Source organism: Kineococcus sp. AC630 (assembly GCF_979255925.1).
Window position 1 is genome coordinate 114,298 of the sequence record NZ_CEEDMJ010000005.1, and the last position, 12,726, is coordinate 127,023.

General features: G+C 69.2%; 12 protein-coding genes. 1 reads left to right on the forward strand and 11 read right to left on the reverse strand.

The window, feature by feature from the left end; all coding sequences use genetic code 11:
- Positions 1-11: 11 nt before the first annotated feature.
- From AC0I8G_RS07125 to AC0I8G_RS07150, 6 genes are read right to left on the reverse strand one after another with little or no spacing between them, the layout of a single operon-like run.
- A complete protein-coding gene (locus AC0I8G_RS07125; RefSeq protein ID WP_471729301.1) occupies positions 12-680 on the reverse strand; it encodes a PilW family protein in 669 nt (222 codons plus the stop codon).
- Positions 677-1,906, reverse strand: coding sequence for a type IV pilus modification PilV family protein (locus AC0I8G_RS07130; RefSeq protein WP_471729302.1), 1,230 nt, complete (start codon positions 1,904-1,906; stop codon positions 677-679). The genes AC0I8G_RS07125 and AC0I8G_RS07130 overlap by 4 nt, the downstream gene beginning before the upstream one ends.
- Before the next feature lie 37 nt (positions 1,907-1,943).
- Positions 1,944-2,405, reverse strand: coding sequence for a type II secretion system protein (locus AC0I8G_RS07135; RefSeq protein ID WP_471729303.1), 462 nt, complete (start codon positions 2,403-2,405; stop codon positions 1,944-1,946).
- Positions 2,406-2,427: 22 nt separating this feature from the next.
- Positions 2,428-3,060, reverse strand: a complete 633-nt coding sequence (locus tag AC0I8G_RS07140) for a type II secretion system protein (protein ID WP_471729304.1) — start codon at positions 3,058-3,060, stop codon at positions 2,428-2,430.
- Between the two features lie 48 nt (positions 3,061-3,108).
- Positions 3,109-4,356 (reverse strand): type II secretion system F family protein, encoded by a 1,248-nt coding sequence (locus AC0I8G_RS07145; RefSeq protein ID WP_471729305.1) that lies wholly within the window; start codon positions 4,354-4,356, stop codon positions 3,109-3,111.
- A gap of 13 nt (positions 4,357-4,369) precedes the next feature.
- The gene (locus AC0I8G_RS07150) at positions 4,370-5,740 is read right to left on the reverse strand and encodes a type IV pilus twitching motility protein PilT (protein ID WP_471729306.1); all 1,371 of its coding nucleotides are present in this window, start codon (positions 5,738-5,740) and stop codon (positions 4,370-4,372) included.
- A gap of 294 nt (positions 5,741-6,034) precedes the next feature.
- Here AC0I8G_RS07150 and AC0I8G_RS07155 point away from each other — a divergent pair, with 294 nt between their 5' ends.
- The gene (locus AC0I8G_RS07155; RefSeq protein ID WP_471729307.1) at positions 6,035-6,673 is read left to right on the forward strand and encodes a hypothetical protein; all 639 of its coding nucleotides are present in this window, start codon (positions 6,035-6,037) and stop codon (positions 6,671-6,673) included.
- A gap of 6 nt (positions 6,674-6,679) precedes the next feature.
- Here the strand turns inward: AC0I8G_RS07155 and AC0I8G_RS07160 are convergent, their stop codons facing one another.
- From AC0I8G_RS07160 to alaS, 5 genes are all read right to left on the reverse strand, one after another.
- Positions 6,680-7,228, reverse strand: coding sequence for a Uma2 family endonuclease (locus AC0I8G_RS07160; protein WP_471729308.1), 549 nt, complete (start codon positions 7,226-7,228; stop codon positions 6,680-6,682).
- Between the two features lie 134 nt (positions 7,229-7,362).
- Positions 7,363-8,223: a shikimate dehydrogenase gene (locus AC0I8G_RS07165; protein WP_471729309.1), complete on the reverse strand. Its 861-nt coding sequence runs from the start codon at positions 8,221-8,223 to the stop codon at positions 7,363-7,365.
- 21 nt (positions 8,224-8,244) lie between these two features.
- Entirely contained in the window at positions 8,245-9,339 is a 1,095-nt protein-coding gene (gene mltG, locus AC0I8G_RS07170; RefSeq protein ID WP_471729310.1) for an endolytic transglycosylase MltG, read from the reverse strand.
- 8 nt (positions 9,340-9,347) lie between these two features.
- Positions 9,348-9,914: a Holliday junction resolvase RuvX gene (gene ruvX / locus AC0I8G_RS07175; protein WP_471729311.1), complete on the reverse strand. Its 567-nt coding sequence runs from the start codon at positions 9,912-9,914 to the stop codon at positions 9,348-9,350.
- Between the two features lie 2 nt (positions 9,915-9,916).
- Complete coding sequence (alaS, locus tag AC0I8G_RS07180) at positions 9,917-12,598, reverse strand: alanine--tRNA ligase (protein ID WP_471729312.1); 2,682 nt, start codon at positions 12,596-12,598, stop codon at positions 9,917-9,919.
- Between the last annotated feature and the right edge of the window lie 128 nt (positions 12,599-12,726).

Genomic DNA, 12,726 nt, shown 5'->3' on the forward strand with positions numbered 1-12,726 from the left:
CGCGAGCCTCCTCAGTCCTTGTTCAAGTTCTGGTTGACGACCACAGCGTCGAGGGTGGTCCCGACCAGCGGTCCTGAGCCGTCGGTGTCGACGGTCAACATGATCTGGACGGCGCAGACCTTCGAGATGGCGTCAGTAGCGGGCACTGTGTCCGTGCAGTCGTTGCCGCTGAGGTACTGGTAGCTGAACAACGCTGCACCGCCGGAGCGGACGACCTTGGTGGAGAGGGGCCGGCTGGCTCCGGACGTGACGAAGGTCGAGGCCTTGCCCAGCCCGGCCTTCACCGGCTTGTAGACCGTCTGGGTGAGGACACCGTTCGTCAGCTTGTAGTTGACCCTGCTCGGGTCGGCTCCGAGGTTCGTGGTGAAGGTCACCTCCGTCGGCGAGATCACCGAGAACGCCGGGAGCGACTTGTCGCTGTCGCTGGGGTCGGGCAAGCTGACCGCCACCCGCAGCGCCCGCGACATGGTGTCCATGACGATCTGGGCGTCGGTGGTGTCGTTCTCGCGCGCAGTCGTCTTGCCCTGCAGTTGGTAGGCCTGGACGACCACGGTCGCGACGAGGGCGAGGAGGATCCCCCCGATGACCATCGTGACCGTGAGTTCGGCGAGCGTGATCCCCGCGTCCCGCGGTCCGCCACCGGCGAGCCTCCGCCGGAGAGCTCGAACTGCTCGGTTCACCACGTCACGCTCCGCAGGGGGTTGCTCGGGTCCATGGTCACGGTCGAGCCGATGAGGTTGGTGAGGCTGCCGCCGTAGCGCCAGGACCCGTAGGGCAGAGCGATCTGGGTTGTCTTACCGACACCTGCTGCGACAGTTGCTGTGTAGTACTCGGTGGCACAGCCGCTGGCCTGGTTGACCAGGTAGATCGTGCGGTTCGTGGTCGACGTGTTCGTCACCGTCAGCCCGCCCATGGCGACGGCCGCGCTGACGTTCATCCCCGGCAACGTGTCGTCGATGTTCGTGACATTGGCGGCGACCGTTCCGCAGGTGCCGGTCCACGCGGAGTAGCCGCTGTCCTGGGGCCAGCGGGCGAGGCTCATCCCCGCGGCACCGGTAATGGTCGTCGGCACGCGCAAGGTCTGGTCGTTGAACGACAACTGCGGGACGACGGTGTACTTGAGACCAGCCGGAATCTGGTAGGCACCCGGGGTCTGAGCCACCGGGGCGAACGACAGCCCCAGAGTCACCGCCTGGTCGAAGCTGATCGAGGTCGCGGCGATGATCCCGGCAGTGACGCCGACCGTCTTCGTCGCGGGCGCCTTGTGAGCGTTGTCGACCCACCCGGGCGAACTCACCGTGACGGTCCGGCTCGCCATCGGGGCCAGGTTCTCGAAGAAGGCGCACCCCGAGTCGTCGGTGTAGCGCGTCTCCCCCGTGCTCAGCGACACCGCCTGCTGGGTGACCGGCTCCGGGTAGGCTTTGCCGACACCGGAATCGATCACCGTGACCGCGATGGCTCCCTTGGTGCTGTCCACCGAAGTCCCCGGGTTCTGGATGATCGTGTCGTTGCGGATCTGCTTGACCTGGCTCGAGTTCTGCCAGCTGATGGAGACGCTGACCCGCTTGTACAGCTCACCGCCGACGCCGCCCGCGGTGCACGCACGCGTCCCCCCCTTGCCGTCGTCGAAGACAGGGGTGACGAGGGTGTTCATCGTGAACGCACGTCCGGACCTGGTCACCGACTGGGAGTCGCTGACCAGGTCCGAGTAGGCGTCGCCACGAAGCGCGTCCATCTGAGCCGCGGCCAGCTTCGAGGCGGTGGCCCGACCGCGGTTGTCGCCGGTGAGCGACGCCGCCTTGACGAGGACTCCCGCGGTGGCCACAGCCACGAGCGCGAAGATGACCATCGCGATGATCGTCTCCATGAGCGAGAACCCGGAGTCCTCGTCGTGTGGCGCGTTCACTCGGCGCTCCTCGGGTGGTGTCGGTCGGTTCAGATGGTCAGCAAACGCCTTCGGCGAGACCGCCGGCTGCGCTGTACTTGTAGACCTGTTTGCTACCTGCGGGGTTCTGGAGCGCAACGCACCAGGCGGTCGACTTACCGCCGTCAACGATGGCTGGCGTTGCAGCTTTCGTACCGCCCGTCAACTGGACCTCGGCCGAGTAGGCCGGGGATCCACCATCTTTGACAATCACGAATCCGGACTTGGTCGTGAAGTCCAGGGAGATGGTTCCCGTCCCGTCTACGAAGTACGCGGCGACTTCCTTGCCGACCCTAGAAACATCCGACTTCGTCGCCGCATCACGAGCCTTCTCTCGCTGAGAGAGGAAGACTGGAATGGCAATTGAAGCCAGGATACCGATGATGATCATGACGACCAACAACTCGATCAGGGTGAAACCGTCGTCCTGCCTGTGTTTCATGGCCGCCTGCTCCTCGATGCGAAGAAGGGGGCGGCGCACCGCGCCGCCCCCTTCATGTGCTTCAGCAGCCGGTGCCGGAAGCGACGGCCTCGAGGCCGCCAGCGGCGGAGTACTGGAAGACCTTGTTCGTGGTGGAGTTCTTCAGAGCCACGCACCAGGTGTCGGCGGCCGCGCCGGTACCGACCGTACCGATCTTGGAGAGGACGGTGCCGTCGCTGACCTTGACGGTCTCGATGGCGGCGCCGCCGCCGGTGACGGCTCCGGAGTTTCCGGTGATCGTCAAGCCGGGAGCACCAACGCCATCGGTGTAGTAGCTGGCCAGCGTCTTGCCGATGGTCGAGACATCGGACTTCGTAGCGGTGTCGCGGGCCTTGTTGCGCTGCGACAGGAAGACCGGGATGGCGATCGCGGCGAGGATGCCGATGATGATCATGACGACGAGGAGCTCGATCAGGGTGAAGCCCTGGTCCTTGTCTTCGATGGACTTGCGGATGCGAGCGAGCATCGGATGCTCCCCTTCGGTGAGATCTGGAGCCGCTCGCTGGTCGCGCACCGGCTGGCCGGTGTGGCGGCTCTTGACACTTAGTGCTTCGGCTGGCTGTCCGCCGGGCTTGAGGAGAAGATTCGGGTGATCACCCGTTGGGACCAACCACCACGGCGATGGATGACAACGGCCCGTGAGCGGGAAGCTCACGGGCCGTGGTCATGACGAGGTGGGGCCGATGCGGCAACGGCCCAGGGCTCAGTTGATGAGGTTGAAGACCCCGAAGATGGGCATGTAGAGGGCGATGATCATGGCGCCGATGATGCCACCCAGGACAGCGATCATCAGCGGTTCGATGAGGCTGGTCAGGGCGTCAGTGGTCGCATCGACCTCTTGGTCGTAGAAGTCGGAGATCTTGTGCAGCATGGTGTCCAACGCCCCGGTGTCCTCGCCGACGCTCATCATCTGCACGACCATGGCCGGGAAAATGGCGTGCTTGGCCAACGGGCCGGCGAGGGATTGGCCCGAGCGCACGCTCTCCATGACGTCGGTGGAAGCCCGTTGGATCACGACGTTGCCTGCGGCTCCCCCGACGATCTCGAGGCTCTGCAGGATGGGGACGCCAGACCGCAGCATGGTGCCCAGGTTGCGGGTGAACCGGCTGAGAGCGATCTTCTGCGTAAGCATGCCGAAGATCGGCATCTTGAGCTTCAACGGATCGACGACGTTGCGGACGGCGTCGTTATGCTTGACGCGCTTCCAGGTGATCGACCAGACGATGAACAGCACCAGGCCGATCGGGGCAACCCACTTCATCGCCGCCGAGAGGAAGACGAGGATCTTCGTCGGCAATGGAAGCTCTCCACCCAGGTCGGAGAACATCTTGGTGAACACCGGGACGATGAACAACAGCATGCCGACGACCGCCACGATGGCGATGACGAACACGACGACCGGGTAGGTCATCGCCGATTTGACCTTGGCCTTGAGCTTCACCTCGGCCTCGAAGTTCTCGGCCAGCTGCACGAGGACCTGGTCCAGGAAACCGCCGACCTCACCCGCGCGGATCATGTTGACCATCAGCGGCGGGAAGACGTTGATGTGTCGCCCGAGGGCCGTCGAGAGCGAGGTGCCGGCCTCGACCTCTGCGCGCACCTCCCCCAAGGTCTCCGCCAACTTCTTGCTCTCCGTCTGCTCGGAGAGGATCGTGAGCGCCTTGATGAGTGAGAGCCCGGAGGACACCATCGTCGCAAACTGCCGCGACATCAGCGCCAGGTCCTTCAACCCCACCCGGTTGGACCCGGGCAGAGTGATCTCCATGTTGACGCCCTTGCCGGCCTTCGACTCCAAGACGGAGACGGGGGCCAGGCCCTGGCTCTTGAGGCGCCCGAGGACGGCCCCGGAATCGTTGGCTTCGAGAGTGCCCTTGACGAGTTTGCCCGACCGGTCGCGCGCCGAGTACTCGAAGGTGGTGTGCCCGGATCGGGGTTTGGTGGCGGTGGCCATCTCTGGTCCTCTCTCAGCGCCCGGTCAGGCGACGGAAGTCGTCGGCGGCGGAGCACTTCTCCAGGCCGTGTTCGAACGTGATCTGGCGGGTCTTCACGAGTTCGGCCAGGTGCTGGTCGAGGGTGTGCATCCCGAACTGGGCGCCGGCCTGCATGGCGGTCCCGATCTGGTGGGTCTTGCCCTCGCGGATCAGGTTGCGGATGGCGGGGGTGGCGACGAGGACCTCGGTGGCGACGACGCGGCCGCGGCCGTCAGCGCGCTTGCAGAGGGTCTGGCAGACGATCCCCTGGATCGCGCCGGCGAACTGGGTGCGGATCTGGGTCTGCTGGTGGGGCGGGAAGACGTCGATGACGCGGTCGATCGTGGAGGCGGCGCTGGAGGTGTGCAGGGTGCCGAAGACGAGGTGACCGGTCTCGGCGGCGGTGAGGGCCACCGAGATCGTCTCGAGGTCGCGCATCTCGCCGACGAGGATGATGTCGGGGTCCTGGCGCAGCACGCTCTTCAGCGCGTTGGCGAAGGACTTGGTGTCCTCGCCCACCTCGCGCTGGTTGACGATGCAGCTCTTGTGCCGGTGCAGGAACTCGATGGGGTCCTCGACGGTCATGATGTGGTCCTTGCGGGTCCGGTTCGCGAGGTCCACCACCGAGGCGAGGGTCGTCGACTTCCCGGAACCGGTGGGACCTGTCACGAGGACGAACCCGCGCTGCAGGCTCGCGAAGGAACCGACCACGGGCGGGACGCCGAGGTCCTCGAGGGGCTTGATGTCGAAGGGGATCTGGCGGAACGCCGCCCCGGTCGACTCGCGCTGGCGGTAGACGTTGACGCGGAAGCGGGAGTGCCCGGGCACCTGGTAGGCGAAGTCGAGCTCGAGGTTGGCCTCGAAGGTCTCGCGCTGCTTCTGGGTGAGGATCGCGTAGATCATCTCCTGCAGCACGTTCGTCGTCATCCGCGGGAACTCGTCCATCGGCTCGACCTCGCCGGAGACCCGGACGGAGGGGGGCGTCCCGACGGTGAAGTGGACGTCGGAGGCCCCGAGTTCCAACGCGCGGATGAGGACCTCGTTGATGCGGACGGTCGCGCCGCGGTCGGCGTCCGCACCCGAGGTCACGAGCGCCTCGGGTTCGGGGTGCTCGGTCCGGGCCTCGGGGACGAGCTGCGCCACGAGGGGCACACCGACGGGCACCGGGGCGACGGGCTGGACGGCGAGGGGCGCGGAGGAGTGCCGGGGCACCTCCTCCACCACGGGCGCCAGCTGGAACTCCTGGGGAGCGGGAGCGGGCGGCGCGGCGATCACGGCCTCGTCGCTCTCCAGCTGCTTCAGGAGCGCGCTGATGTTCGGGCGCGCCGAGGGCACCCCGTCGCCCCCGCCCGGTCGGAAGTTCACCGGGACGTAAGCCTCCGAGGGCTGTCCGCCCTGACCAGCGTTGTCCATCTCGCTCCCCACACACACGACCACGACGAAGGAGAGCGCTGACCTCCAGCACTCCCCTGTGCTCATCGGTCGGGGTGGGGACCCGCTTGAGAGCGACGATCACGACGCTGGCCCGTTCGGGTGGTGCACCTCTTCGGTGGACGCGACGAAGGTCACGTGCGCCGCCGCGGTCTCCGTCCGGCGCCTCCCAGGCGACGGGTGGAAGCTGGTGCCCGCACGCAGGGCAGGGAATCCGAGGGGACAGCAGTGAGTCAGCAGGCGACGGACGACCGGGGCACGACGCGGCGGCAGCGGGGTGGGCCGCTGGTGTGGCTGGGCGGGATCGCGGCCGTCGTCGCGGTCGGCGTCCTGGTCACGATCGCGTCGTTGCTGGTCCGCTCGGCCCGCGAGGCGCACGAGGTGGCGCGCGCTGGGGAGCACCTCCCCCAGCTCGGGACGTACGACCTCACCACCCAGCCCGGCGAGGGCCGCACCGCCTCCGTCGACGACGGCGCGGTGCGCGTGGAGGCGACGTCGGTGGTCGTGTCGGCGAGGACGGTCTCGGTGGCGCTGACCTGGTCCACGACGACCGGTCGGGACGTCCAGCTCTCGTGCGCGAGCGACTCCGCCCCCGGTGGGTCGTGGTGGGCGACGTCGGACGCCCTCGCGGCGTCGGCGTCGGAGCAGAGCAGCGCCTCGTGCCCCACGACCGGATCCCTGGACGTCGCGGTCGACCGGCCCGTGACCGACAAGCACGTCTTCGCCCGCGACGCGGCCTGGGGCGACGGGCCGGCGACGCTGGCGGTGTGGACCGTGGCCAGCGCGACCACCGACCCGGACCGCACGACCCCGCCGGCCGCGCAGCTCACCGTCGACCTCTCGCAGGCGCGGTTCACCGCCTCCTGAACCCGCTCAGGGCAGCAGGTGGTCCACGGCCAGGGTGAGACGGGCGACGCCGAGGTCGAGCGGGACCGCGGGGTCACCTTCGTGCAGGACGCGGTCAGGTCGGTACACCCCGCTGTCGTCCAGGACGTAGGCGGTCATCGTCCGTTCGCGCGGGTCGACGATCCAGTAGTGGTCCAGACCCGTTGCCGCGTAGCGGTTCATCTTCACGAAGAGGTCATCGCCACGGTTGGTCGAGAGGATCTCCACGACCAACGCCGGCATGGCGGTGAACCGGCGCCCGTCGGTCCGGTCCGCGAGGGCGTAGACGATGACGTCGGGGATGAACTCGTCGTCGGCCGGTTTCCAGGCCCACGCGAAGGAGGCGCTGTGCGTGGGTGGGAGAGCGGCCCGCAGGAGGGCGACCAGCGTGAACGAGATGTCCTGGTGGTCGACGTCAGGCCCAAGGGTCACGACGGCGCGCCCGTCGATGTACTCACGGCGGGGATCCTCCGGCAGTGCGTCGTACTCGGCCCAGGTCATGACCTGCCCAGCGGGAAGGGAGCTGAGGACGGTCATCGCGCGTCGCCTCCTACCCGGTCGGTGAACTCTCCGGTGAGTCTAGGCGGGCGGGTGACCGACCGGGGGAAGGTCGCGCGGAGGCCTCCACCACCGCAGGTCAGGAACGGCCGCCTTCGTCCTCACGCACGTCGTCAGGCGCGCGCCCGCTCCGCCAGCGCCGCCAACCCGGCCGCGCGCATCGCCTCCACCGGCCCGTCCCGTCCGGTCATCAGCTCCACCTGGGCGACGGCCTGGTGCAGCAGCATCTCGAACCCGCCGACGACGACCCCGCCCCAGCGTTGCGCGACGGGAGTCGGCCACGGCGCGTAGACCACGTCGAGCAGCAGCGGCCACCACACCGGGCGGAAGGCACCGAGGACGGCGTCGGTCATCGCGTCCGAGCCGCCGATGGGGACGGTCGAGATGACGACGTCCGCGGACAACGCCACGGCCAGCTCGGACCAGTCGCGGATCTCCACCTCGCCGCCGAGGCGGGCGGCGACCCCACGCAGCTCCGTCGCCCGGTCGGGGGACCTGACCACGGCGACGGGACGGGGACAACCGGCCTGCAGCAGGGCCACGACGGCGGAACGCGCGGTCGCTCCCCCGCCCAGCACGACGCCCCGGCGGATCTGCGACGCGCCGGCTTCGGCCAGCGCGGTCACCAGACCGATGACGTCGGTGTTCTCGGCCCGCAACCGCACCCCGCGCCGCCCGGGGGTGTTGCGCCGGTCCAGTCGAGGGGTGACGACGACGGTGTTGACGGAGCCGACGGCGCGGGCGAAGTCGCTGACTTCGTCGACGAGCGGCACGACCGCCTGCTTGAGCGGCATCGTCAGGCTGAGCCCGGCCCACCCGGCGTCGAGGTCGCCGATCACGGCCGGCAACCGCTCCTCGTCGACCTCGAGCAGGTCGTAGCTCCACCCCTCCAGCCCGAGCGCCGCGTACGCCGCGCGGTGCAGGGCGGGCGAGAGCGAGTGCCGGATGGGGGAACCGCAGACCGCGGCCTTCATGGTGAGGCCCTCATCGTGACGTCACTTGCCCTCCGGGTGCTCCCGCAGGTACTGCTGGAACAACGCGACGTTGGCGTTGTGCTCCTCGATGGTGGTCGCGAAACGGGTCTCACCCGTCTCGAGGTTCACCGTCACGAAGAACAGCCATGGGCCGTCAGCGGGGGCCAGGGCGGCGCGCAAGGCGTCCGCGCCGGGGTTGCTGATCGGTCCGGCGGGCAGGCCGGGGTGCAGGTAGGTGTTCCAGGGCGAGTCGGTCGCCCGCTGCTCGGCGGTGGTCGTCACGACGTTGGAGGAGTTCACCGCGTAGCTGACCGTGGAGTCCAGCTGCAGGTTCATCCCGATCGCCATCCGGTTGTCGAGGACGCGCGTCACCCGGGTCATGTCCTCGGCGCTGCGCGCCTCCTTCTGCGCGATGCTCGCCTCGACCACGACGTCGTGCATCTGCTCGGGGGTGACGCCGAGGTCGGCCATCACCTTCGTCGACTGGGCGACCATCGCGGTGAGCAGTTCCACCGCGGTCTCGTCGGGGTCGACGTCGTAGGTCGCGGGGAAGAGGTAGCCCTCGACGTTGCCGTTCGCGGACGCCGGCAGACCCAGCGCGGCCGGGTTCGCCAGCGCCGCCCGGACGTCGGCGTCGGCGATGGAGGTGTTCTTCTCGATCAGCGCGTAGACCTGCTCGGCCCGCAGCCCCTCGGGGATCGTCAGCTTGGTGGTGACCTTGGCGCTCGGGTCGAGCATCAGCGCGACGGCGGCGGTGCCGGACATGTGCTCCTTCAGCCGGTAGGTGCCCGGCTGGATCCCGGAGAACTTCGGCTGGGCCTGCGCAGCGGCCACGAACGCGTTCTGGGTCTTCACCACACCCGCGTCGACGAGGGTGCGCCCGATGGCCCGGCCGGTGTCACCGCTGGCGACCTTGACGTCGACGCTCCCGGTGCCCGTGCCGTCCCAGTCGTCGCTCTCGGTGAAGTGGGCCACGACCGGCCCGAGGGTGCCCCAGGCCGCCCACGTCCCGCCCCCGATGACGGCCAACGCCGCGACGATCGCGACGAGCGCGCGTCGACGACGGAGGCGGCGTCGTCGCCGCGCGCCGTCCGAGCGGGTGTCGGGAAGATCCATCAGGTCCATCATGAGCCCCTGCCCTCCGTGGCGTCGGGACGTGCCTGTCCTTCCGCGGCCTGCTGACCCTCAGAGGTCACACCGTGCCCGCGGTGGCGGGCCTTGCGGCGCCCCTTCGGTCCTTCCATCACCCGTCCGGGCGCGTGACCTGCACGCTCGGCGTCCAACGCGGACTGCAGCAGCACCACCGCGGCGGCCTGGTCGACCACCGCGCGGAACTGCTTCTCCTTCTTGCCGGCGGCGTGCAGCAGCCGGTGCGCGTCGACGGTGCTCAGCCGCTCGTCGACGAGTCGGACCGGCACCTCCGGGACGGCTCGGACGATCTTGGCCGCGTAGTCGAGCGCGCGCAAGGCCGCCGGGCCCTGCGACCCGTCCATCGACAGCGGCAGACCCATGACGATCTCGACCGCCCCCCGCGCGCGGGCCTCGGCCGCGATCTCAGCGACGTCCCCGTCGCGCTCCGGATCGCGGACGAGGGTCCGCACGGGTGAGGCGATCACGCCTGCAGGGTCGCACGCCGCGAGGCCGACCCGGACGCTCCCGACGTCCACGGCGAGTCGGGCGCCTGGCCGCACCCTCAGACCGAGCCGGTCACGCGGGCGCCGACGAAGTCCTCGATCCCCTGCAGCGCGGCCACGACCTTGGTCGCGTCCTGACCACCGCCCTGGGCGAGGTCGTCCTTGCCGCCACCGCCCCCGCCGAGGGTCTGCGCGGCGCCGCGCACGAGTTCACCGGCCTTGACGCCCCAGCGGCGCGCCTCGGCGTTGGTGGCCACGACGACGACCGGACGGTCCTTGGCGACCCCCGCGATCGCGACGACCGTGGGCCGTGCGTCCCCGAGCCGCGACCTGACGTCGAGGACGAGCGTGCGCAGGTCCTCGGCCGAGACCGTCCCGGCGTCGTAGGTGACGACGTGGACCCCGAACTTGTCGACGGGATCGGCGGCGATCGTCGGCGCGAGCGCGAGGACCTGGCCCGCGCGCAGCTTCGCGATCTCCTTCTCGGCGTCGCCGAGACGGGTCAGCAGCGAACCGATGCGGTCGGCGAGTTCCTCCGGCCGCGCCTTTACCACCTCGGTGAGCTGGTTGACCAGCAGGTGCTCACGCGTGAGGAACGCGTACGCGTCGGTGCCGACGAGGGCCTCGATGCGGCGCGCACCGGAGCCGATGGAGGACTCCGAGACGATCGAGACGAGCCCGACCTGCTGCGACGTCAGGGTGTGCGTCCCCCCGCAGAGTTCCTTCGACCAGTTCTCGCCGATGGAGACGACGCGGACCTTGTCGCCGTACTTCTCGCCGAAGAGGGCCATGGCCCCGGAGTTCAGCGCCGACTCCCGGTCCATGATCGCCGCGGACACCGGCAGGTCGTCGGCCACCCGTTCGTTGACGACGCCCTCGATGTCGCGCACGAGGGCCGCCGCGACCTGGGAGCTGGAGTGGTAGTCGAAGCGCATCCGGCCCGGGGCGTTCTGCGACCCGGCCTGGGTGGCGGTGTCACCGAGGTGCTCACGCACGACCTGGTGCACGAGGTGCGTCGCGGTGTGGGCACGACTCACCGCACGACGGCGGTTCGCGTCGACGACGGCGTGCGCGCCGTCCCCCGCGACGACCTCACCGCTGGTGACGCTGCCCTTGTGGACGTAGAGCCCGCGGACGGGCTGCTGCACGTCGGTGACGGTGACGACGGCGCCACCGGTCGTGGTGATGGTGCCGTGGTCGGCGAGCTGACCACCGCCCTCGGCGTAGAACGGCGTGCGGTCGAGCACGATCTCGACGTCGCTGCCGGTCGGGGCGGACGGCGTGGAGACCCCGCCCTGCAACACCACGGAGATCCGCGCTTCGCCCTCGGCGAGCTCGTAGCCGGTGAAGGTGACCGGCGCGGTCAGCTGCTCCAGCGTCTGACGGTAGATCGACAGGTCCAGCCCGCCGAGCTTCTTCGCCTTCGCGTCCGCCTTCGCCCGGCCGACCTGCTCGGCCATCAACGTGCGGAAACCCGGCTCGTCGACGGTGACGCCGGCCTCGGCCGCCATCTCCAGGGTGAGGTCGATCGGGAACCCGTAGGTGTCGTGCAGCTGGAACGCGCGGTCGCCCGTCAGCGTCGAACCGCCCGCCGCCTTCGTCTGCGCCACAGCCGTTTCGAAGATCGCAGTGCCGGAGACGAGGGTGCGCCGGAACGCCTGCTCCTCGGCGTAGGCGACCTTCGAGATCCGGTCGAAGTCGGTGCGCAGCTCCGGGTAGGAAGCGCTCATGACCTCCATCGAGGCGGGCAGCAGGATCGGCAGCGCCTCGTCCTCGAAACCGAGCAGGCGCATCGCGCGGACCGCACGACGGATCAGGCGACGCAGCACGTAGCCCGCGCCCTCGTTGCCGGGGGTGACGCCGTCGCCGATGAGCATGAGGGCGCTGCGGACGTGGTCGGCCACGACGCGCATGCGGACGTCGTCCTCGTGGTTGGCGCCGTAGTCCTTCTCGGCCGCGAGCGCCGCGTAGTCGAGGACGGGGCGGACCTCGTCGATCTCGTACATGTTGTCGACGCCCTGCTTGAGGAAGGCGACGCGTTCGAGCCCCATGCCGGTGTCGATGTTCTTCGCGGGGAGCTCGCCCTCGACGTCGAAGTCGACCTTCGAGCGCACCGCGGAGAGCTGGTACTGCATGAAGACGAGGTTCCAGATCTCGATGTAGCGGTCCTCGTCGGCCTCGGGGCCGCCCTCGGCACCGAACTCGGGACCGCGGTCGTAGTAGATCTCGGAGCAGGGGCCGCCGGGGCCGGGCTGGCCGGTGTTCCAGTAGTTGTCGGCCTTGCCGCGGCGCTGGATGCGCTCGGCGGGCATGCCGATCTCCTGCCACAGCCGGAACGCCTCGTCGTCGTCGAGGTAGACCGTGGTCCACAGCCGCGTCGGGTCGAAGCCGAGGCCGCCGTCGGCCTCGGGCGTCGTCAGCAGTTCCCAGGCGAAGGTGATGGCCTCGCGCTTGAAGTAGTCGCCGAAGGAGAAGTTGCCGTTCATCTGGAAGAACGTGCCGTGCCGGGTGGTCTTGCCGACCTCCTCGATGTCGAGGGTCCGCAGGCACTTCTGCACGCTCGTCGCGCGCTTGTACGGCGCGGGCACCTGAGCGGTGAGGTAGGGGATGAACGGCACCATCCCGGCGACGGTGAACATGAGGCTCGGGTCGGTCGACACCAGCGAGGCGCTGGGCACGATGGTGTGCCCCTTGCGCTCGAAGAAGTCGAGCCACCGACGACGGATCTCTGCCGTCTGCATCGGACGTGCCTCCTGCTGCTGGGTGGAGCTGTGCCGGGAATGCTCAGTACAGCCCTCGACCCTACCCGTCCCCGCCCACCACCTCGTGTGGAGCCGCCACCCCCCATCCCACCCGTGATCATGCGGGG

Coding starts and splice junctions, on each gene's coding strand:
- AC0I8G_RS07165 (WP_471729309.1), bottom strand. CDS start 8,223: ATGAAGGCCGCGGTCTGCGGTTCCCCCATCCGGCACTCGCTCTCGCCC.
- mltG (WP_471729310.1), bottom strand. CDS start 9,339: ATGGATCTTCCCGACACCCGCTCGGACGGCGCGCGGCGACGACGCCGC.
- AC0I8G_RS07160 (WP_471729308.1), bottom strand. CDS start 7,228: ATGACCGTCCTCAGCTCCCTTCCCGCTGGGCAGGTCATGACCTGGGCC.
- AC0I8G_RS07145 (WP_471729305.1), bottom strand. CDS start 4,356: ATGGCCACCGCCACCAAACCCCGATCCGGGCACACCACCTTCGAGTAC.
- alaS (WP_471729312.1), bottom strand. CDS start 12,598: ATGCAGACGGCAGAGATCCGTCGTCGGTGGCTCGACTTCTTCGAGCGC.